General features: G+C 73.3%; 19 protein-coding genes. 11 read left to right on the forward strand and 8 right to left on the reverse strand.

Features of this window, described 5'->3' with window-relative positions; genetic code table 11:
• Positions 1-120 precede the first annotated feature (120 nt).
• Positions 121-873, reverse strand: a complete 753-nt coding sequence (locus tag ACWEN0_RS22455) for a PIG-L deacetylase family protein (RefSeq protein WP_451976589.1) — start codon at positions 871-873, stop codon at positions 121-123.
• A 360-nt stretch (positions 874-1233) separates the two neighbouring features.
• Here ACWEN0_RS22455 and ACWEN0_RS22460 point away from each other — a divergent pair, with 360 nt between their 5' ends.
• Complete coding sequence (locus ACWEN0_RS22460; protein ID WP_451976591.1) at positions 1234-1749, forward strand: hypothetical protein; 516 nt, start codon at positions 1234-1236, stop codon at positions 1747-1749.
• Here ACWEN0_RS22460 and ACWEN0_RS22465 read toward each other — a convergent pair.
• Genes ACWEN0_RS22465 through ACWEN0_RS22475 form a run of 3 tightly spaced genes read right to left on the reverse strand, consistent with a single transcriptional unit; the run spans position 1693 to position 4149 of the window.
• Positions 1693-2991, reverse strand: coding sequence for an APC family permease (locus tag ACWEN0_RS22465; RefSeq protein WP_451976595.1), 1299 nt, complete (start codon positions 2989-2991; stop codon positions 1693-1695). The two genes, ACWEN0_RS22460 and ACWEN0_RS22465, sit on opposite strands and share 57 nt — an antisense overlap.
• A 28-nt stretch (positions 2992-3019) precedes the next feature.
• Positions 3020-3409: a VOC family protein gene (locus ACWEN0_RS22470; RefSeq protein WP_451976598.1), complete on the reverse strand. Its 390-nt coding sequence runs from the start codon at positions 3407-3409 to the stop codon at positions 3020-3022.
• Positions 3406-4149, reverse strand: a complete 744-nt coding sequence (locus tag ACWEN0_RS22475; RefSeq protein ID WP_451976601.1) for a metalloregulator ArsR/SmtB family transcription factor — start codon at positions 4147-4149, stop codon at positions 3406-3408. The genes ACWEN0_RS22470 and ACWEN0_RS22475 overlap by 4 nt, the downstream gene beginning before the upstream one ends.
• Positions 4150-4239: 90 nt before the next feature.
• Between ACWEN0_RS22475 and ACWEN0_RS22480 the strand changes: the two genes are divergently transcribed.
• From ACWEN0_RS22480 to ACWEN0_RS22520, 9 genes are all read left to right on the forward strand, one after another.
• Complete coding sequence (locus ACWEN0_RS22480; protein ID WP_451976604.1) at positions 4240-5835, forward strand: carboxylesterase/lipase family protein; 1596 nt, start codon at positions 4240-4242, stop codon at positions 5833-5835.
• A 145-nt stretch (positions 5836-5980) separates the two neighbouring features.
• Positions 5981-7300, forward strand: coding sequence for an MSMEG_0569 family flavin-dependent oxidoreductase (locus ACWEN0_RS22485; RefSeq protein ID WP_451976607.1), 1320 nt, complete (start codon positions 5981-5983; stop codon positions 7298-7300).
• The gene (locus tag ACWEN0_RS22490) at positions 7300-8136 is read left to right on the forward strand and encodes an amidohydrolase family protein (protein ID WP_451976610.1); all 837 of its coding nucleotides are present in this window, start codon (positions 7300-7302) and stop codon (positions 8134-8136) included. Before ACWEN0_RS22485 ends, ACWEN0_RS22490 begins: the two co-directional genes overlap by 1 nt.
• A 4-nt stretch (positions 8137-8140) precedes the next feature.
• The gene (locus tag ACWEN0_RS22495) at positions 8141-8653 is read left to right on the forward strand and encodes an MSMEG_0572/Sll0783 family nitrogen starvation response protein (protein WP_003073383.1); all 513 of its coding nucleotides are present in this window, start codon (positions 8141-8143) and stop codon (positions 8651-8653) included.
• A gap of 9 nt (positions 8654-8662) precedes the next feature.
• Entirely contained in the window at positions 8663-9733 is a 1071-nt protein-coding gene (locus ACWEN0_RS22500) for an MSMEG_0568 family radical SAM protein (protein WP_451976613.1), read from the forward strand.
• Position 9734: 1 nt separating this feature from the next.
• The gene (locus tag ACWEN0_RS22505; RefSeq protein WP_451976616.1) at positions 9735-11105 is read left to right on the forward strand and encodes an MSMEG_0567/sll0787 family protein; all 1371 of its coding nucleotides are present in this window, start codon (positions 9735-9737) and stop codon (positions 11103-11105) included.
• On the forward strand, positions 11102-11932 hold the full coding sequence (locus ACWEN0_RS22510; protein ID WP_451976619.1) for a carbon-nitrogen hydrolase family protein: 831 nt from the start codon (positions 11102-11104) through the stop codon (positions 11930-11932). The genes ACWEN0_RS22505 and ACWEN0_RS22510 overlap by 4 nt, the downstream gene beginning before the upstream one ends.
• Positions 11933-12763 carry a carbon-nitrogen hydrolase family protein gene (locus ACWEN0_RS22515; RefSeq protein WP_451976621.1) on the forward strand — a complete coding sequence of 277 codons (831 nt, stop codon included), beginning with the start codon at positions 11933-11935 and terminating at the stop codon, positions 12761-12763.
• Positions 12763-13803 carry an MSMEG_0565 family glycosyltransferase gene (locus ACWEN0_RS22520; protein ID WP_451976624.1) on the forward strand — a complete coding sequence of 347 codons (1041 nt, stop codon included), beginning with the start codon at positions 12763-12765 and terminating at the stop codon, positions 13801-13803. The genes ACWEN0_RS22515 and ACWEN0_RS22520 overlap by 1 nt, the downstream gene beginning before the upstream one ends.
• Here ACWEN0_RS22520 and ACWEN0_RS22525 read toward each other — a convergent pair.
• Positions 13785-15383: an FAD-dependent monooxygenase gene (locus ACWEN0_RS22525; protein WP_451976627.1), complete on the reverse strand. Its 1599-nt coding sequence runs from the start codon at positions 15381-15383 to the stop codon at positions 13785-13787. The two genes, ACWEN0_RS22520 and ACWEN0_RS22525, sit on opposite strands and share 19 nt — an antisense overlap.
• Before the next feature lie 234 nt (positions 15384-15617).
• Here ACWEN0_RS22525 and ACWEN0_RS22530 point away from each other — a divergent pair, with 234 nt between their 5' ends.
• Positions 15618-18302 carry a BTAD domain-containing putative transcriptional regulator gene (locus ACWEN0_RS22530; RefSeq protein WP_451976630.1) on the forward strand — a complete coding sequence of 895 codons (2685 nt, stop codon included), beginning with the start codon at positions 15618-15620 and terminating at the stop codon, positions 18300-18302.
• Here the strand turns inward: ACWEN0_RS22530 and ACWEN0_RS22535 are convergent.
• From ACWEN0_RS22535 to ACWEN0_RS22545, 3 genes are read right to left on the reverse strand one after another with little or no spacing between them, the layout of a single operon-like run.
• Positions 18295-18816 carry an SRPBCC family protein gene (locus ACWEN0_RS22535; RefSeq protein WP_451977135.1) on the reverse strand — a complete coding sequence of 174 codons (522 nt, stop codon included), beginning with the start codon at positions 18814-18816 and terminating at the stop codon, positions 18295-18297. The genes ACWEN0_RS22530 and ACWEN0_RS22535 overlap by 8 nt on opposite strands.
• A gap of 5 nt (positions 18817-18821) precedes the next feature.
• A complete protein-coding gene (locus ACWEN0_RS22540; protein WP_451976633.1) occupies positions 18822-19349 on the reverse strand; it encodes a hypothetical protein in 528 nt (175 codons plus the stop codon).
• Positions 19346-19843: a SigE family RNA polymerase sigma factor gene (locus ACWEN0_RS22545; RefSeq protein WP_451976636.1), complete on the reverse strand. Its 498-nt coding sequence runs from the start codon at positions 19841-19843 to the stop codon at positions 19346-19348. The genes ACWEN0_RS22540 and ACWEN0_RS22545 overlap by 4 nt, the downstream gene beginning before the upstream one ends.
• Positions 19844-19891 lie beyond the last annotated feature (48 nt).

Consider the following 19891-nt stretch of genomic DNA (forward strand, 5'->3'; position numbering starts at 1 on the left):
GGCAGCGTGCACGCAGTCTGCATGAAGGTGCACAAAGTCGCAAGAAGTGCGCCACAATCAATCAACATTCGTCACGACGGCGACGTTGGGCTGCAAGAACGTGCTCGAAACCCGTCCGCGTCAGTCCTCGTCGGCGGGGAAGTCCGGCGGTGCCTCCAGGTCGTGGGCGCGGAACAGGACGGCGTGCTCGACCCCCATGGCCTTGCCGCTCATCGCGGCGAACGCCGGGATGAAGTCCGCGGGGGCGGGGTGGTCCGGGAGTGCGGCGAGGTAGGCGGCGTGCGCTTCCAGCGAGGCGACGCCGCGGCGCAGCGGCTCGCCGGTGACGTCGACACCGTGGGTCGCGGTGCCCCCGAAGGCGGGACTGAGCAGCCAGCGCACGGAATGCGGTTCGAGGTGCTCGTCGTCGATCTGCTCCGGGAAGACCCACCGGTTCCCGGCGTCGCGCACCGCGTCGAGCGCCGCGAGCCCGGCCGCACGGTGGTCGGCCTGGTCGAAGCCGTAGGGCGTCTCGACCTCGTGGCCGGTGCGGAACACGACGTCGGGCTTGAACCGGCGGATCTCCCGGCAGATGTCGCGGCGCAGGTCGAGGCCGTAGACGAGCACACCGTCCGGGTGCTCGAGGACGGTCAGGTGCGCGACGCCGACGACGTCGCAGGCGGCGCGCTGCTCGGCGACGCGCAGGCGGGCCGTCTCCTCGGGCGGGTTCGGCATGCCGGCTTCGCCGCGGGTGAGCAGCAGATAGCCGACTTCGATGCCGCGAGCGGTCCACCGGGCGACCGCGGCGGACACGCCGTACTCCATGTCATCGGGATGCGCGACGACGCAGAGCACGCGCCGGAAGGTCTCTTCGGGAAGGGCGGGCAGTGTCATGCGGTCACCTTGCCGCCTTCGGCCCCGGCTGTCAGGGTGCCCGTTCGTGCCGGATCCGTCCGCGTGCGGACGCCCGCCGGGCGAAGGCACAGCCGCACGGGCGCCCGGCGACGATATCCGCCGTGCCGGTCGCCGCGCTTGCACGCCGGTGTCGCCGCGTTACCTCGATTTGGTGGTCAGCGGATGAATGTCAAGTGAACACCTTTCTGTCCGGCTTCGGGGAGCGCGTCCCTGACCTCGGGGTTCAGCGCGCGTCCGGCCGGTCGGCGCAACGGCGTGGGCCGCCCAGTGGTACCACGCAACGGACATGAGTCACTACGTTGTGCCGATCCGAGGGGGCCGCGTCCGCAGGGAGGTGCCATGCCGACTCTCACCACCGTGGCCGACTGGACGATCATCGCGTCCGGTGACACCGCGAGCGTCACGCACGCCGCCACCGGCGACTACTGGTCGCCGCGGGTGTGGAGCGGACACGGGCTCGCCATGGCCGAGTCCGACCTCGCCGCGTTCGACAAGGTCCTGGGCGAAGTGCTGAAGCTGCCGGTCTACTGGCTGGCCCGCGCCCGCCGCGGGGACAACAAGGCCGGGGACGCCACCGTCTGGTCGGCGCCGCGGCTGGACCCGGACGACGACTTCGTCTACCTCACCGGCCCCTGCCGCACCGACGAGCCCGCGCCGGGGTACCGGCCGGTCTCCACGTTCGCCGTCGACCTGGTCCACCTGCGGGGACTGCGGATCCGGATCGCCGCCTACCTGGCCGCAGCCGCCCGCCGCGCGGACGCGACGCGGGCCGCGCACCGGCACGCCGCCCTGGAGCTGTCACTGGCGGCGCTCGCCACCATCCCGGCGAGCCGGCCCGCGCAGCCGTCGAACTGACCGGCCGGCGAGACCGACCGCGAACACCGCGACCCCGGCCACGATCGACGGCCACGGCAACGTCGTCACCAGGACGAGGCAGCCGGCCAGTCCCAGAACCTGCAGCCAACGTGGCCACCGGCGGTCCGGCGGTCGCTGGGTGAAGGCCGCGAGGTTCGCGATCGTGTAGTAGAGCAGCACGCCGAACGACGAAAACCCGATGACGCCCCGCAAGTCGGCGGTCAGGACGAGCACCGAAACGACCGCGGCGAGCGCGAATTCGGCGTGGTGCGGGACCTGGTACCGGGGGTGGACCGCGGCGAGCGACGCCGGCAGGTCGCCGTTGCGGGCCATCGCCAGGCTGGTGCGCCCGATCCCGGCGATCAACGCGAGCAGGGCGCCGAGACTGGCCACCGCGCCGCCGACCCGCACGACCGGGGCGAGCGCGCCCGCGCCCGCGTCGGTGACGGCCGTCGTCAGCGGGGCGGCGGATCCGGCCAGCCTCGCCGGGCCGGACGCGAGCAGCGCGGCGACGCCGATCACGAGGTAGACGAGCACCGCGATGCCGAGCGCGAGCGGGATGGCGCGCGGGATCGCCCGCTTCGGGTCGCGGACTTCCTCGCCCATGGTGGCGATCCGGGCGTACCCGGCGAAGGCGAAGAAGAGCAGCCCGGCGGCCTGCAGGATGCCGTAGAGCCCGCCGGACGTCCACGCGCCGGCGTCACCGAGGTGCCCGGGCGTGGCGCCGCCGCCGAAGGCGATGCCCGCGACCAGCACGGCCAGCGCGACGAGCGTGATCGTGACCAGCACCCGGGTCAGCTGCGCGGTGCGGGTGACGCCCCGGCTGTTGAGCACGGCCAGGGCGAGGACGCCGGCGACGGCGACGAGACGCTGCAGCCACCACGGGCCGGGCACCGCGTAGGTCGCGAACGTCAACGCCATGGCCGCGCACGAGGCGGTCTTGCCGACGACGAACGCCCAGCCCGCGGTGAACCCCCACCACGGGCCGAGCCGTTCGCGGCCGTAGGCGTACGTGCCACCGGAGGTCGGGTACTGCGCGGCCAGCTGTGCCGAGGAGGTGGCGTTGCAGTACGCCACGACCGCGGCCAGCACCAGCCCGATGAGCAGGCCGCTGCCGGCGGCCTTCGCCGCGGGCCCGAACGCCGCGTAGACGCCGGCGCCGATCATCGAGCCGAGCCCGATCACGACGGCGTCGCCGGTACCCAGCCGTCGCGCGAGCGCGGGGGAGCTGCCGCTGGTCATCGTCGTGCCTTCCCGGAACGGTCGTGGGTCAGGGGCGGGGCTGGAACAGCTCGACCGGGTTGCCCGCCGGGTCGTCGAGCACGATCTGGCGGCCGCCGGGGCCGCTGATGACGTCGCTGCGGAACGCGACCCCGGCCGCGCGCAGCCGGGCCACCTCGGCATCGATGTCCTCGACGATCAGGTGGATCCGGTTCCAGTCGCCGGGAACGGGCCGGGCGCCGCCGGGCAGGGTCCGCCCGGCCGAACTGGCCGGCCCGCTCAGCAGCAGCCGCAGGTTCGCGCGGGTGACGTCGGCGAACGCCGGCGCGAACCGCGTCCGCACGGTGAACCCGAGGTGCTCGGTGTAGAAGGCGATCGCGGCGTCGACGTCGTCGACGAGGTACCGCACGCTCACGAGGGTGGTCAGGTCGGTGGTCATGGCCGGGTCTCCTCCGCATCGGTCGAGGGAGTGAGGGGCAGGAACCGGATCCGGGTGGCCAGCTCGGCGGCGGTGCGCCGGAACGCGCGGCCCGGATCCGGTTCGCGGGCGGGGTCGGCGAGGCTCCAGTGGATCGTCACCGGCCGTCCGGGGAACGCGGGGGCGACCTCCCGGACCTTGTCGCACAGGCTGATCACCCAGTCGAACCGCCGTCGCCGCAGCGAATCCAGGTGCGTCGGCTCGTGCTCGAGGGTGATCCCGTACTCGGCGGCGACGCGCACGGCCTCGGGGTGCAGGGGTTTCGGGTGGCTGCCGGCGCTGACGACGTCGACGGCGTCCCGCGCGTGGTGCCGCAGCAAGGCTTCCGCCAGCGGGGACCGCCCGCTGTTGCCGGTGCAGAGGAACAGCACGCGGCTGCGTCCCCGGCGGTTCGCGCCGGCCGCGGGCCCGAACCCGGGGTGCAGGGCCGCGCCGGCCTCGGCCCAGGCTTCGGCGCAGCGAGCGAGGTCGAGGTGGTAGTAGCTGTCCCGGCCGTCGAAACTGCTGCGCCGCGCCGTCACCAGCCCGGCCGAGCGCAGCCGGCGCAGGTGGTAGGACACCAGGTTCTGCGGTTGCCCGACGGCCGTGACGAGCTCCCGGACGCGCCGGTCGCCGGCGGCCAGTTCGCGAGCCAGCCGCCAGCGCACCGGATCCGCCATCAACCGCGCGAAAACCGGGGGTTCCACCGGCCGAAGATACATCAATCCAGGTTGATAGATCCAGTGGTACCCGGTCTGACCTGGTCCGAAACAAGATCTGCCCGGATTCCGGCGCGGTCCTATGGTCGGATCATGGAGACCGGGGGATCACGGAAACGCACCATCGCGGTGCTGGCCGCGGCCGTCGTCGTGCTGTCGGGGTGTTCGAGCGGGGACACCGGCGAGGCGTCGCTGACCGTCGACACCACCAGTGGCAAGCTGCACGGCCTGGCCACCGCGTCGACGCGGCAGTTCCTCGGGGTCCGCTACGCGCTCGCGCCCACCGGCGCCCGGCGCTGGACCCCGCCGCAGCCCGCGCCGGCCGCCCCGGGGGTCGTCGAGGCGACCGAGGCGGGACCGTCGTGCGCGCAGACCGCGTCCACGCCCGGGACGAAACCCTCCGACGCGGAGGACTGCCTGTTCCTCAACGTCACCACGCCCCGCGGCGCGCGAGCCGGTGCGAAGCTGCCGGTGATGGTCTGGTGGCACGGTGGCGGGTTCACCTCGGGCTCCGGCGCGGACTACGACGCGCAGCGCCTCGCCGACCGCGGGAACGTCGTGGTCGTGACGGTCAACTACCGGCTCGGCGTCTTCGGCTACCTGGGCCTGCCCGGGCTCGGCGGCTCCGGCACGTTCGGGTTCGCCGACCAGCTCGCGGGCACCCGCTGGGCCAGGGACAACGCCGCCGCGTTCGGCGGCGACCCCGGCAACCTCACGGTGTTCGGCGAGTCCGCGGGCGGCATGGCCGCCTGCGCGCTGCTGACCTCCCCGGCCGCGGCGGGGCTCGTCCAGCGGATCGCCATCTCCTCGGGGTCGTGCGCGCTGAGCTGGCCCGCGGGCGGCCTGTTCCCCGGCATCCCGGCCGAAACGCCGTACAAGCCGGTAGCCACCACGCAGCAGGACGGGCTCCAAGCGGCGAAGACGGCGGGCTGCCCGCAACCCGAGCCGCTCGACTGCCTCCGCGGCCTGCCGGTTGCGGCGTTGTCCAAGATCACCCAGACCTTCTCCGACCACCTCAGCTACGGCACCGACCTGCTGCCGGCCGACCCCGCCGCCGCGGTCCGCGACGGCAAGGTGGCGGCGATTCCGGTGCTGTCGGGCGGGAACCACGACGAGCACAACTCGTTCGTCGCGGCGGCGGTGGCCGCCGATCCGCAGGCGATCACCCCGCAGACCTACCCGCGGCTGGTCGCGGCGGCCTTCGGGGCGAACGCGCCGCAGGTGCTGCAGCGCTACCCGCTGACCGCGTTCCCCTCGGCGCCGGTGGCGTGGGCCCGCGTGATCACCGACAGCGCGTGGAGCTGCCGCACGCTCGCCGCCGACCGGCAGCTGGCCGCGAAAACCCGGGTCTACGGCTACGAATTCGCCGACCCGGACCCGCCGGACGTCACCGGCACCCCGAGCGGCGAGCTGAGCCACGGCGCGGCCCACGCGACCGACCTGCCGTACCTGTTCGACCTCGGCGGGAAGAACGAGGTCGGCGAACCGGGCCGCGCCCACCTGGCCGAGACGATGATCGACTACTGGAGCAGCTTCGCCCGCACCGGAGTGCCGTCGGCGCAAGGCGTACCGGCCCAGCAGGCGATGACCCCGGACTCCCGCACGGTCCTCAGCCTGGCCCCGGGCGCCGTCCGGCTCGACGACACCGCGGCCGCCCACCACTGCGACCTGTGGCAACCGATCTGGTGACGGTCAGAGCCACGCCGCGGCGATGAACGGCGCCGGGACGGTGTTAAACGCACGGCAGGGGAAGCGTTACTCACCGCGGTTCTGGTAACACGCCGATGTTCCGGATGAAACCGTTCGGAAATACCTGCCCGGTGAACTGCTCGGCATGAACTTCCAGCTCGACGGCTTGCATCGGCCGGTGATCGTGGTCGGCGGCGGCCAGGCGGGACTTTCGATGTCCCATTGCCTGACCTCCGCCGGGGTCGGGCACGTGGTGCTCGAACGCGAGCGCGCGGGGCACGAATGGCGGACCCGCCGCTGGGACAGTTTCTGCCTGGTCACGCCGAACTGGCAGTGCCGGCTGCCCGGATTCCCCTACGCGGGTGATGATCCCGAGGGGTTCATGGTCCGCGACGAGATCGTCGCCTACCTCGAGGCGTACGTGAAGGAGTTCGACGTCCCGCTGCACGAGGGCGTCGAAGCGACGCGGCTGCGGCAGCTGCCGGGCGGTGGCTTCCGGCTCACGACGTCGGCCGGCGAACTGACCGCCGACCACGTCGTGCTGGCCACCGGCCCGTACCAGGTGCCGCTGAAACCCCGCCTGGCCGAACGGCTGCCCGACCACGTCGTCCAGCTGCACTCGGCCGAGTACCGCAACCCCGCGCAGCTGCCCGACGGCGACGTGCTGGTCGTCGGGACCGGGCAGTCCGGCTGCCAGATCGCCGAAGACCTGCACCTGGCCGGACGGCGGGTGCACCTCGCCGTCGGGTCGGCGCCGCGGGTGGCCCGGCGCTACCGCGGCCGGGACGTCGTCGCCTGGCTCGACGACATGGGTTACTACGCCCGGGGAATCGACGAGTTCGCCGACGCGGACGCCGTCCGGTTCCGGGCCAACCACTACGTCACCGGCCGCGACGGCGGGCACGACATCGACCTGCGCGCCTTCGCCACCGAGGGCATGCAGCTCTACGGACGGCTCACCGGGGTCCGAAGTGGACAGTTGAGCTTCGCGGACGACCTGCGCCGCAACCTCGACAGCGCGGATGCGGTGTCCGAAGGCATCAAGGACTCCATCGACGCGTACCTGCTCAAGAACGGTATTTCGGCGCCGCGGGAGCAACGGTACAAGCCGGTCTGGGAACCGCCGGACGGCCCTCGCACGCTCGACGCGGAAGCGCTTTCGGCCGTCGTGTGGAGCACCGGCTTCGGCCGTGACCACCGCTGGATCGACGTCCCGGTCTTCGACGGCAAGGGCTACCCGACCCACCACCGCGGCGTCACCAGCTGTCCCGGCCTGTACTTCCTCGGCCTGCCGTGGCAGCACACCTGGGGTTCCGGCCGGTTCTGCGGCGTCGCCGCGGACGCGGAGTACCTGACCCGGCGGATCACCGGCGGCGGCCGCGGGGACGTCCGGTGGCTCTCCGGCACGCCGGTGAGCACCTACCCGGCCGACGACGACTGGGTCGCCCCGAGGACGGTGGCGTGATGCGCTGGACCAACGACGCCCACCGGCACCTGGGCGTGCTGCCGGCGTACCCGTTCTACGGCGGCCCGCCGGTCGCCCCCGCGACCGGCAGCCGCGCGACGATCGGCGAGCTCCTGTCCGATTTGGACCGCGAGGGTACCGAACGCGCGCTGGTGATCCCGAACTACGGCGTCCCGGACCCGGCGATCGCGTTCTCCTTCAACGAACTCTGCGTCGAGGCGGCGGGCAAGGACGACCGGATCAGCGCGGCGCTGTGGGTGTCCCCGCGGGCCGAAGACGCCGACCGGACCGACGCCGCCCTGAAGCTGGCGGGCGAGCCTGGCGTCCGGGCGCTGAAGCTCAGCTTCCTGTTGGGTGGCAAGGCATCCGACCCGGCCTGCAAGCCGCAGCTGGACAAGATCTTCGCCACCGCGCGGGAGCACGACCTCGTCGTGCACGTCCACACCTCGCCGGGCGCGGCGTCGGACATCGACGAGGTCGGCAAGCTCGTCGACGCCTACGCCGACGACGTCAAGCTGCACCTCGTGCACTTCGGTGGCGGGATGAGCGGGCACATCAAACTCGTCGGAGGCCGGTTCTTCGACTGGATCGCCGCCGGGAAGCAGGTCTACACCGACCTGTCCTGGGCGATCGGCTTCACCCCCCGCTGGCTCGTGGACGAGATCTCGCGGCGCGGCCTCGGCCACGACCGCGTGCTGTTCGCCTCCGACCAGCCGTGGGGCGATCACGAGGGCGAACTCGCCAAGCTGGCCGCCGCGGCCGGCGACGGCGAGCTCGCCGAAATGGTTTTCCGCGGCACTTTCGACGTGCTGTACGGACCGAAGAAAGGGAAATAGACCGATGGCAGAGCTGACCGAGACCGAGAAGACCAGCCTCGACGAGATCCCGCACCCGTCGCTGCCGCAGGGCTCCAACCTGTACGGCGGGACCAAGGTCTTCCCGGACTACCAGGCCGAACCCGGCCAGAGCTACTTCACCCTCGTGCACGGCATCGCGCACGAGTCGTCGGTGAGCTTCGTCGCGATCCTGCAGGCGACCCGCGCGCTGCGGAAGGGCTTCGAAGCCGCGATCTACTTCTACGGCCCGGGTTCGCTGAACTGCCTGGCCACGCGCGGCTTCCCGACCACCGGCAACGCCGCGTTCCCGGGCGAGCTGAACATCAACGACCAACTCAAGACGTTCATCAGCGAAGGCGGCAAGGCCTACTGCTGCCGGTTCGGCCTGTCGCTGCACGGTGCGCGCGAGGAGGACCTCATCGAGGGCGTCATCCCGACGCACCCCCTCGACGTCCAGGACGCGCTGATCCACTACGCGCGCAAGGGCGCGATCATCAACTCGACCTACATGTTCTAGGAGCGGCTCGTGCGCGTTGGCATCGAAGAAGATCTGGACACCCGCGCCGACATCGCCGTCCGCGGGGTGCGTGTGGACGCACCTGTGCAGCGCAGCAAGGGCGCTGGGCCGAGCGACGACGGGCATCTGGTCGTCGACGGTGCCAACGCCACGCTGCCCTTGAACTCCGACAGCCCGTACGAAGTCCGCGAAGGGCGGATCTTCCGCGACACCATCGACCTCGGCCTCAGCGTGACGCCGGTGGGCCGGCCGAAGTTCTACGATCTGTCCACTTCGGACGGTATCCCATACCCGAAGATCGCCCTGATGCACGGGAAGGACGTCCTCGCGACGACCGTCGTGCAGACGTGCATCCGGTACGCCGAGGACCAGCGCTGCCGGTTCTGCACCATCGAGGAGTCGCTGCGGGCGGGGTCCACAGTGGCCGCGAAGACGCCCGCACAGCTCGCGGAAGTCGCCGAAGCGGCGGTGCGGCTCGACGGCGTCCGGCAGATGGTGATGACGACGGGGACGACGTCCGGGCCCGACCGCGGCGCCCGGCACCTCGTCCGGTGTGTCCGGGCGGTGCTCGACGCCGTCCCGGGCCTGCCGATCCAGGTCCAGATCGAGCCGCCGGGCGACCTCGGCGTCCTGAAGGACCTGCGGGACGCCGGGGCGACGTCGATCGGCATCCACGTCGAGTCCCTCGACGACGACGTCCGGCGGCGCTGGATGCCGGGCAAGTCGACCGTTCCCCTGGCGGAGTACGAAGCCGCGTGGGCGGAGGCGGTCCGGGTGTTCGGCCGCAACCGGGTCTCGACCTACCTGCTGATCGGGCTCGGCGAGGACCCGGACGAGCTGGTCGAAGGCGCGGGAAGGCTCATCGACCGGGGTGTCTACCCGTTCGCCGTGCCGATGCGGCCGATGGCCGGGACGCTGGCCCGGCGGGACGGCGAGGTCGCCCCTTCGCCGTCGCTGGTCGCCGAAGTCACCAGCCGGATCGCGGCGTTGCTCCGCGCGGCCGGGATGACCGGCGCCGACCAGGGCGCGGGCTGTGCCGCGTGCGGTGCCTGCGGCCTGCTCAGCGCGGCGGGCGGCTGACGTGGACCACGACATCCTCGCGTTGCTCGGCGACGTCCGCAGCGTCGCCGCGCGCCCGGCGTTCTCCATCGCCGAAGCCGACCACAATGGACTGAGCGCGTACCGCGCGCTGCGGCACGAGGCTTTCGTGGCCCGGCAAGGGCTTTTCGTGGGGCACGACCTCGACGACCACGACACCGACCCGCGCACCCTGGTCCTGGTCGCCCGGGACGCGTCAGGGGAGGTGCGAGGCGGCGTCCGGCTCGGCCCGGCCACCGACGGCCCGGACCTCGGCTGGTGGCAGGGCGGCCGCCTGGTCGTCGCGCCCGGGTCGCCACCCGGGATCGGCTCGGCGCTGGTCCGCGCGGCCTGCGCGCGAGCCGAAACCGAAGGCGCACTGCGGTTCGAGGCCACCGTGCAGACCCGCACGGAACGGCTCTTCACGCGGCTCGGCTGGCAGCGGGTGCGGCCGGTGACCGTCGCCGGCCACGACCACGTGCTCATGCGGTGGCCGATCGGCCGGATCGCCGCCCTGGCGAGGGCGACCAAGGCCGCGCTCGGTCCGCTGCTGCGCGGGCTGACCGGGGTACCGGGCTTCGTCGGCGACGACGGCGTCCCGCTGCCCGGCACCGACGTCGTCGCGGCCTGCGACGCGATCATCCCGTCCATGGTCGAGCGCGACCCGGAATGGGCGGGCTGGTGCTCGGTGCTGGTCAACCTCAACGACCTGGCCGCGATGGGGGCCACCCCGACCGGCCTGCTCGACGCGCTCGGCGCACGCGACGCGTCCTTCGCCGCCCGTGTCCTCGGTGGACTGCGGAAGGCGAGCGAAGCGTACGGCGTGCCGGTGCTCGGCGGGCACACCCAGTTCGGCGTCCCGGCTTCGCTGTCGGTCACCGCGCTGGGCCGCGCCACCGAACCCGTGCCCGGCGGGGGCGGGAAGCCGGGACAGGGCGTCTGGCTCACCGCCGACCTCGGCGGCGGCTGGCGGCCCGGCTACACCGGACGTCAGTGGGACTCGACGAGCTTCCGCCGCACACCCGAGCTGCGTGCCCTGCTCGGCTCGGTCGCCGCCGCCAAACCGGCGGCGGCCAAGGACGTCTCGATGGCCGGCATCGCGGGCACGCTGGGGATGCTCGCCGAAGCGTCCGGCTGCGGCGCGGTGCTGGACGTCGAGCGCATGCCCCGGCCGCGGGGAGCGTCCACAGGGGACTGGCTGACCTGCTTCCCGGGCTTCGCGATGCTCACCGCGGGCGCGCCCGCGCCGGCGGGCCCGGCGGTCACCGCGGACTGCGGCGAACTGGTCGCGGGCACCGGCGTCACGCTGCGCTGGCCCGACGGCGAACGGACGCCCGCCATCGACGGCGGCGTCACCGGATTGGGGAACTCATGACGACACTCAGGATGGCCGCGGTCGCCGCGCCTTTCGACCGCGACCTCGAAGGCGACTTCGCGCGCATCGAAAAGCTGATCGGCGAGGCGAAGGCCGAGGGCGTGCGCTTGCTGGCGCTGCCGGAGGCGGCCCTCGGCGGCTACCTCGCCAACCTCGACGGCGGGGCCGAAGGCCCGCCCGCGCTCGCCGCCGACGGGCCGGAGATCCGGCGCTTGGCCGCGCTGGCGGGCGACCTCGTCGTCACGGCCGGGTACTGCGAACTCGACGACGACCGCCGGTACAACTCCGCGGTCTGCGTGACCGGCGACGGAGTGCTGGGACACCACCGCAAGGTGCACCAGCCGCTCGCCGAGAACGCCAGCTACGGCGCCGGGCGCGCCTTCACCGCGTTCGACACGCCGGTCGGGCGGCTGGGCATGCTGATCTGCTACGACAAGGCGTTCCCGGAGTCCGCGCGGGCCCTCGCGCTCGACGGCGCCGAGATCGTCGTCTGCATGAGCGCGTGGCCCGGCAGCCGGACCAACCCGGCCGCCGACCTCGCGCAGGACCGCTGGAAACGCCGGTTCGACCTGTTCGACCGCGCCCGCGCGCTGGAGAACCAGATCGTCTGGCTCTCGGCCAACCAGTCCGGCGCCTTCGGCGACCTCCGGTTCGTCTCGAGCGCGAAGATCGTCGACCCCGGCGGCGAGATCCTCGCCGACACCGGTGTCACCGAGGGCATGGCCATCGCGGAAATCGACGTCCCCGAGGCCCTGGCCACGGCGCGCCGCTCGATGGGGCACCTGGCGGACAGACGGCCCGACGCCTACCCGGTTAGTGTCCCGTGAATGGGGCAGATCCGGATCGCCGCCGTCGCCGCGCACTTCGGCCGCGACCTCGACTTCGACCTGCAGCGCATCGCGACGCTGATCGACCACGCGCGCTCGTCCGGCGCGGCGCTGCTGGTGCTGCCGGACGCCGCGCTCGGCGGCTACCTCGCCGACCTGCGCCACCCCGACCCCGAAGCCCTGCCCCCGGCACTCGACCCGGACTGCGCGGAGCTGAAGACGGTCGCGTCGCTGGCCGCGGAGATGGTCGTCTGCGTCGGCTACTGCGAAGCCGACGGGCCGCGCCGCTACAACGCCGCGGTGTGCGTCACCGGGGACGGGGTGCTCGGGCGGCACCGGAAAGTGCACCAGCCGCCGGGGGAGAGCGTCGCGTACGAGCCGGGTGACGCGTTCGCCGCGTTCGACACGCCGGTCGGGCGGCTGGGCATGCTGATCGACTACGACAAGACGTTCCCGGAGTCGGCGCGGTCCCTCGCGGTCGACGGCGCCGACGTCGTCGCGTGCCTGAGCGCGTGGCCGACGAGCATCACCAACCGCGCGCCGCGGATGGCGCAGGACCGCCAGTCGCGGTTGTTCGACCTCTACGACCAGGCGCGCGCGGCGGAGAACCAGGTCGTGCTGGTTTCGTCCAACCAGACCGGCGCGATGGGCGGGATGCGGTTCCTCGGCCAGGCCAAGGTCGTCGGCCCGGGCGGCGAAATCCTGGCCCGCACGTGGTCGAAGGCCGGCATCGCGGTCGCCGAGCTGGACGTCGAGCTGGAGATCGCCAACGCCCGGCGCGTACTGCACCACCTGGGGGAACGGAAACCTGCGGCATACCGGGAGGCCTGATGCGCATCGCCCTGCTGAGCTACTCGACGAAGCCACGCGGCGGGGTTGTGCACACCCTCGCCTTGGCCGAGGCCCTCGCGGCGCTCGGCGAGGACGTCACGGTGTGGACGCTCGGCCGTGGCGGCGACGACGGGTTCTTCCGGCCGGTCGACCCGCGGGTGCGGCTGTCGATCGTGCCGTTCCCGGACGTGCCGGGCGAGTCGGTGGGGGAGCGGATCCTGCGGTCGATCGCGGTGCTGCGCGCGGCGTTCACGCCCGGCGAGTACGACGTCGTGCACGCGCAGGACTGCATCAGCGCCAACGCGGTCGACCGGTGCGTCCGGACGATCCACCACCTGGACACCTTCACGACGCCGGAGCTGGCGGCCTGCCACGAACGCGCGATCGTCCGGCCGTACGCGCACCTCTGCGTGTCGGAGGCGGTCGCGGCGGAGGTCCGCGCCGGCTGGGGCATCGAGGCGACGGTCATCCCGAACGGTGTCGACTACGACCGGTTCGCCACGGCTGAGCGTTCGTCGTCGCGGGGGCGGTACGTCCTGGCGGTGGGCGGGATCGAGCCGCGCAAGGGTTCCCTGGACCTGCTGGAGGCGTACGCGCTGCTGGCCGAGCCGGACGTCCGCCTGCTCATCGCCGGCGGTGAGACGCTCTTCGACTACCGCGACTACCGGACCCGTTGGGAGAAGCGCGCGGCGGAGCTGGGCGTCACCCCGGAAGTGCTGGGCCCGGTCGCGCACGACGAACTGCCGTCACTGGTGGCGTCGGCCGCGGTGTTCGCCTTCCCGTCCACCAAGGAGGGCTTCGGCCTGGCGGCGATGGAGGCGCTCGCGGCCGGGGTACCGGTGGTGACCCGCGACCTGCCGGTGCTGCGCGAGGTGTTCGGCGGGGCGGCCCGGTTCGCCGCGGACCCACCCGGCTTCGCCCGCGAGCTGCGGTCGGCGTTGGCGGGCACCGACCCGGCACCCGGCCGGGCGCTGGCCCGCCGCTACACCTGGCCGGCGGCCGCCGAACGGCACCAGGCGTTCTACCGCGGCCTGTCCTGACCACCCCGGGCTTGGTCCAGCACCGCCCGTGGGTCACCGGGGGAGGACTCGCCGCGCCAGGCGACGTAGCCGTCCGGGCGGACCAGGACGTAGCGGGCGGCGTAGAGGTCGTGCAGGTCCGGGCGGTTGAGCCGGTACCGCTTGAGGGGCACCCCGGCCGTTTCCCACTCGGGTGCGGGCGGCGCGGCGATCTCCAGGAGCGTGAAGCCGGGTCCGAACTCGTCCTGGAGCGACCGGTCCCGGCCGAGCCACTGGTGCGGCAGCCGGTGGCCCGGAGCGGCGGACGGCCGGTACTCCGAACCGGTGGAGGCCGGCGCGGGACCGTCGTCGGGGACGACGAGCGGTGAATCGGGGTACGCGGTGCCGAGCACGAAGCCCAAGGTGTACATCTCGGCCGTCTTGGCCTGCCGGATCTGCTCCGCCGTCTTGGCGCGCAGGGCCTCGCCGTCCGGGCCGTCGCCGGTCAGGCCAGGCACGGCCAGTTCACCGGTCAGGACCTGCATGTTGCGCACGGCTTCGGCGATGGCCCGCTGCGCGATGGGACGGCGTTCGGTCTCGTAGGAGTCGAGCAAGGCCGCGCCCGCCCAGCCCTGCACGGCGGCCGCGAGCTTCCAGCCGAGATCGGCGGCGTCGCCGATGCCCGTGTTGGCGCCGAAGCCACCCCACGGCGGGTTCTGGTGGGCGGCGTCGCCGGCCAGGAAACAGCGGCCGTCCCGGTAGCGGTCGGCCACGAGCATCCGGGCCGTCCAGGGATCGGTCGCGGTGACGGTGAGGGGCTCCTCGGCGCCGATCATCCGGTGGACCGCGCGCTCGTACCACGCGGCGTCGGCGTCTTCCGGGGCGTTGATGATGATGGCCCACCAGAGGCCTTCGGTGTCCAGCGTGCCCATCAGGCCGTTGACCTCGGGATCGACGACCCAGTACTGCACGGCGCGGCCCAGGCCGTGGCGGGCCGCCAGCCCCGGCGCGTCGAAGATCACCTGCACGTTGCGGATCTCGTGGCTCCGCCCGGTCAGCGGAATTCCGCAGGCCCGCCGCACGGTACTGCGCGCGCCGTCCGCGCCGACCAGGTACTTCCCGCGCACCACGTGCTCGCGCCCGGCGTCGTCCGTCGCGGTGGCGGTGACGCCGGTGGCGTCCTGGTCGACGCCGGTCAAGCTCCAGCCCCAGCGCGCGTCGACCGTCTCCCGCCGGGCGAGGGTGGCGCGCAACGCCTCCTCGACGTGGTTCTGCGCGCACCAGAGCGCGGGTTCGGCCAGCTCGGTCCGCTGCACGTCGCTGAGGGCGAAGACGCCGTCGAAGCGTTCGAGCCGGTAGCCGGTGAGCGAGGTGCAGAAGACGGCCGAATCGGCCCACCCGAACGGCAGCCGCGCGTTGTCGCGCACGGCGCCGGCGATACCCAGCCGCCGGAAGATCTCCATCGAGCGCGGGTTCATCTGCTTGCACCGCGGCGAAGCCAGGCTCGGCTCCGGCCGCGGTTCGAGCAGGACGCACTCGACGCCCCGGGCCCCGAGCTCGTGGGCGAGGGTCAGCCCGACCGGCCCACCCCCGGCGATGACGACGTCCGTGCTGCTCGACATGACCTGCTCCCCGCGAGTCGGCGTGACCGGCACAGCGCAGACTACGACGAGCCGCGTCCCGGTGGAGGGCGCGACCCCCAACGACGCGCCCGCCACCGGGTCGCCCCGGCATTCCCCCTCTTCCGCCGTGGCCCTAGGGTTCCCGACGCCGTCCTCGTTTCGTCCTCGCGCCGGCATTCCGGGCTCCACCAGCGCGTTCCCGAGGGCGTCGGCCGGGCACACGAGGGGGATGCGATGAGGTTCCGGATTCTCGGGACGCTGGAAGTGCGCGTGCACGGGGACCGGATCTCCCTGGCGAGCCCGCGCCAGCAGCGCGCGCTCGCCGTTCTCCTGCTCAACGCGAACGCCGTCGTCCCGGTGGAGCGCATGATCGACGCGCTCTGGGAGGACGAGCCGCCGGCGACCGCCGCGAAGCAGGTGCGCAACTGCGTTTCCGCGCTGCGGAGCCGGCTCGGCGAGACCGGCGGGATGATCCTCACCGACGGTCCCGGCAACCGCCTGCAGACCGGCGTCGAGGACCTCGACTCGCTCCGGTTCCGCCGGCACGTCGCGGCGGCGCGGGGCCTCGCCGGGCAGGCGAAACTCGTCGACGCCGTCGAAGAAATCCGTGCCGCGCTTGCCTTGTGGCGGGGCCCGGCGCTCGACGGGCTGCGGACGACCACGCTGGCCGGCCGGGCCGCGGTGCTCGACGAACAGCGCGCCGACGCCGTGGAGCTGTGCGCCGAATGGCGGCTGCGGCTGGGCGAAACGGGCGAAGTCGTCCGCGAGCTGACCGAGTTCTGCGGCGAGCACCCGATGCGCGAGCTGTCGCACCTGCTGCTGATGCGTGCCCTGGCGCAGGAAGGCCGTTACGCCGAAGCGTCGACGGTGTTCCACGGCCTGCGCGGGCGGCTGGCCGACGAGCTCGGCGTCGACCCGAACCCCGACCTGCGGCGGTTGCACGACCGGATCCTCGCCGAGGCGGCCCCGAGCGAACCCGCGCCCGCGCCGGAACCGCCGGCGGAGCACCACTCCTTCGACCGCGCGGTCACCGAGCTGGCCGAAGCCGTCACGTGGCAGTGGCGTGCGGAGGCCGAGCTGCGCTCGCTGCACCGGCCGCGGCCGATCGCCCTGCGCTGGTCGGCCCTCCGGGGCGAGCGGCACGGCGCACTCGGCGACATCGCGGAAACGTTCACGGGGTTGCCCGAGCGGCAGCTGATCGTGCTCGGCGATCCCGGCTCCGGCAAGTCGGTGCTCGCCTTGATGCTGACGCTGGAGCTGCTGCGCACCCGGGCCCCGGGCAGCCCGGTCCCGGTGCTGCTTTCGCTGGCCTCCTGGGATCCGCGGCGGGATCACCTCGACCGGTGGCTCGCGGGCCGGCTCGCCGACAACCACCCGGCGCTGCTCAACGCCCGCCAGTACGGGCCGGACGCCCCCACGAAGCTCGTCCTCGGCGGGCACGTCGTCCCGGTGCTCGACGGCCTCGACGAGATGCCGGCCGACCTGCGCGTCACGGCGCTCGACGCCCTGGACCAGACCATGTCCGTGGGCCGCTCGCTGGTGCTGACCTGCCGCTCCGCCGAGTACGAACAGGTCGCGCACGAGTCCGCGACGGTCATGAGCGCCGCCACCGTGGTGCGGCTCGAACCCGTCGCCCGGGAGGAGGCGGTCACCTACCTCTCCGCACGGGAGGGCGCCGGCCGGGACCGGTGGCGCCCGGTGGCCGAGCGGCTGCGCCGGGAACCGGACGGGCCGCTGGGCCGGGTGCTGCGGACGCCGTTGATGGTCGACCTCGCCCGGATCGGCTACGGCCGTGCGAGCGCGGACCCCTCGGAGCTGCTCGCCGCCGAAGACGCGGCCGCGCTCGAAGGGCGGCTGCTCGATTCGTTCCTCCCCAACGCCTACGCGCAGGTGCCCGGGTCTCCCGGGCGGAACCCGAAGATCAGCCCGTCCGGGCGGTACACCGCGGCGCAGGCGACCCGCTGGCTGGGGTTCCTGGCCCGGTACCTCGACCGCGCGCGCAGCCGTGACCTGGCCTGGTGGCAGCTCTACCGGTCGGTGCCCGTGCGGACCCGGTCGGGCTTGGTCGGCGTGCTGGTCGCGCTGTTCTTCGTCGTCACCGGCTGGGTGGACGACGGGCCGGCGCTGGCCGCGATCTACGGCCTGTCCTTCGGGGGCGCCGCCTACCTGACCCACCGCTTCGGGCGCGCGCCGGAGCCGTTGCGCACCGAGGTGCGGTTCGCCGGCGCCGCCGGGAAGTTCGCCGGGCGGTTCGCGATCGGTGCCGTGGTGGGCGTTCTGCTCGGCCTGGGCTGGTCGCTGGCCCCCGGTCTGGTCGTCTTCCTGGCGCTCGTGTTCGGGCTGGTGTTCGCGGTGCACGGGTGGCTCGCGAAGCCGGTCGACGCCAGCCGCGTGTCGAGCCCGCGGACGATCCTGCGCAACGAACGCACCGGGGCGATCGCGTTGTCCCTGTCTTTCCTGGTTTCGCTGGGGTTGTTCGACGGGATGGCGTTCGCGTTCACGGCGGCCACGCGGTTCCTGCCGGTGCTGGGTGGTCGTTACGACCTGGCGCTGGCCGTCGCGGGCGGGCTGGCGGGTGCGTTGTTCGGGTGGTTCATGGGCCGCGGCGTCGCGGCGGTCTGCTACGGCCTGGCGGGCGCGATCGCCGGCGGCCAGGTGTTCCCGCCGGCGACGAACCCGGTGGCGCCCTTCGTGGTCGGCGTGTGCTTCGGACTGGGAATCGGCTTGGCGGTCCTGGTGACGCGCGCGTGGGGCACCTACTTCGTCCACCACGTCTGGCTCGCGGCGACGGGCCGGCTCCCGTGGCGCCTCATGCACTTCCTCGACGACGCCCACCGCCGCGGCGTCCTCCGGCAGACGGGCGGCGTCTACCAGTTCCGCCACGCCCGGGTGCAGGAGCGGCTCGCGGAAGTCACGTGACCCGCTCGCGGAGCCCGGCGGCCAACCCGGCGACGGTCAGCAGGTCCACGAAGCCGCCGAGGTACTCGACGAGCCGCGGCCGCCGGGCACCGGCCAGCCGGAAGCGGAGGTGGACGCGCGTGCCGCCGGCTTCGGCGGTCAGCCGGATGGCCCAGCTGATCTCGAGCCGCCCGCGGGTGGAGCGGTGGACCAGCGCACGCGGCGGGTCGTGGGTGACGATCTCGAACGTCGCGTCGCGGCCACCCCAGTCGTCGATGACGTCGCCGGGGCCCAGGTGCTGGAGCGCGGGATCGAGGTGACGCAGACCGCGGCGGCTCCGCGGCACGAGCGTCTCGACCCAGCGGGGGAGGTACCACCCGGCGCGGTTCTTGCCGAGCTGCGCGAACCACGGCCACACCCGCTCGGGCGGCGCGGGCAGGCCGAAGCCGCGGTCCATGACGACATCGGGCTGAGGGACGAGTTCGTCGCCGGGCGCGGGACCGTCGACTTCGGCTCGGCGAGGGGCGACTCCCATGACGTTCACTGCCGCGCTCCCTGCAGGCCGAGTTCCGCGCACGTGCTCGCGGTGCCCGGAAAGACTCCCACCGCGCCCACGCCGGCGTCGACGGCCTTCGCGGTGAGGACGCAGGCGACGAGCGGGGGAACCGGGTAGGAGGTGGCACCGGGCCGGCGTGGCTGGAAGTCGTAGACGTTCGACTGCCAGCTGTCGCCGCAGATCCGCACGATCTCGCCGGTGACGTCGACGCGGCCGTCGCGGTCACCCAGGCCGATCATGACGTGCTGGTTCGGTGCGGTGCTGCCGATGTCGGCTGTGCGGTAGCAGTAGCCGACCGCCCGCTCGGCGGGCCCGGCGCTGTCCACGGCCTCGTGGCCGTTCACCGCGAGCGCCGCGGCGGAGATCGTGGCCACGGCGATCACCACGCCGATCAGGGCGCGCGTCCGCACGCGAGTACGGGCCCGGGTCTCGAGCGCGTCGAGGTCGAGCCGCAGCGGTGGTTCGTCGGTGCCGAGCGCGCGGACCAGGAGGTCCTTTTCGTCCGTCGTCACCGGCGGCTCCCCTCGGGCGTGGTTTGTTCGCCGAGCAGCTGCCGGAGCGTGGCGAGCCCGCGTGCGGCTTGGGAGCGCACCGTGCCTTCGGAGATCCGCAGCACCTTCGCGACTTCGGTGCTGGTCAGGTCGCTGAAGTAGCGCAACACCAGCACGGCGCGCTGCCGCGGCGGCACCTGCCGCAGGGCGGCGCGGACGTCGAGCGCGTCGGCCCGGTCCGGGCTCGCGACCGGCGCGTCGGGCACCGCATGGCGCAGCTCGGCACGGCGGTACGGACGCCGTGACTCGTCGATCGCCAGCCGGGAGATCACCCGGCGGGCGTAGGCGTCGACGCCGGCGGGATCGATGCGCTGCCACCGGCTGCACAGGCGCAGCAGCGCAGTCTGCACCAGATCCTCCGCCAGCGCCCAGTCCCCGCACATCAGGAACGCTTCCCGCCGCCACACGACCGCACGGTCCCGCGCGACCTCGCCGAACTCCGGTCGGTCTGCCACGATCACCCCCTCTGTCGCCGGTACATACGAGACCGCACCCGCGAACCG

Source organism: Amycolatopsis sp. NPDC004378, assembly GCF_053602455.1.

What these genes read in the sequence shown, in the direction of transcription:
- ACWEN0_RS22520 (WP_451976624.1), top strand. Translation starts at nt 12,763, where the DNA reads ATGCGCATCGCCCTGCTGAGCTACTCGACGAAGCCACGCGGCGGGGTT.
- ACWEN0_RS22455 (WP_451976589.1), bottom strand. Translation starts at nt 873, where the DNA reads ATGACACTGCCCGCCCTTCCCGAAGAGACCTTCCGGCGCGTGCTCTGC.
- ACWEN0_RS22460 (WP_451976591.1), top strand. Translation starts at nt 1,234, where the DNA reads ATGCCGACTCTCACCACCGTGGCCGACTGGACGATCATCGCGTCCGGT.
- ACWEN0_RS22480 (WP_451976604.1), top strand. Translation starts at nt 4,240, where the DNA reads ATGGAGACCGGGGGATCACGGAAACGCACCATCGCGGTGCTGGCCGCG.
- ACWEN0_RS22525 (WP_451976627.1), bottom strand. Translation starts at nt 15,383, where the DNA reads ATGTCGAGCAGCACGGACGTCGTCATCGCCGGGGGTGGGCCGGTCGGG.
- ACWEN0_RS22495 (WP_003073383.1), top strand. Translation starts at nt 8,141, where the DNA reads ATGGCAGAGCTGACCGAGACCGAGAAGACCAGCCTCGACGAGATCCCG.
- ACWEN0_RS22465 (WP_451976595.1), bottom strand. Translation starts at nt 2,991, where the DNA reads ATGACCAGCGGCAGCTCCCCCGCGCTCGCGCGACGGCTGGGTACCGGC.
- ACWEN0_RS22470 (WP_451976598.1), bottom strand. Translation starts at nt 3,409, where the DNA reads ATGACCACCGACCTGACCACCCTCGTGAGCGTGCGGTACCTCGTCGAC.
- ACWEN0_RS22530 (WP_451976630.1), top strand. Translation starts at nt 15,618, where the DNA reads ATGAGGTTCCGGATTCTCGGGACGCTGGAAGTGCGCGTGCACGGGGAC.
- ACWEN0_RS22490 (WP_451976610.1), top strand. Translation starts at nt 7,300, where the DNA reads ATGCGCTGGACCAACGACGCCCACCGGCACCTGGGCGTGCTGCCGGCG.
- ACWEN0_RS22535 (WP_451977135.1), bottom strand. Translation starts at nt 18,816, where the DNA reads ATGGGAGTCGCCCCTCGCCGAGCCGAAGTCGACGGTCCCGCGCCCGGC.
- ACWEN0_RS22475 (WP_451976601.1), bottom strand. Translation starts at nt 4,149, where the DNA reads ATGTATCTTCGGCCGGTGGAACCCCCGGTTTTCGCGCGGTTGATGGCG.
- ACWEN0_RS22515 (WP_451976621.1), top strand. Translation starts at nt 11,933, where the DNA reads ATGGGGCAGATCCGGATCGCCGCCGTCGCCGCGCACTTCGGCCGCGAC.
- ACWEN0_RS22485 (WP_451976607.1), top strand. Translation starts at nt 5,981, where the DNA reads ATGAACTTCCAGCTCGACGGCTTGCATCGGCCGGTGATCGTGGTCGGC.
- ACWEN0_RS22510 (WP_451976619.1), top strand. Translation starts at nt 11,102, where the DNA reads ATGACGACACTCAGGATGGCCGCGGTCGCCGCGCCTTTCGACCGCGAC.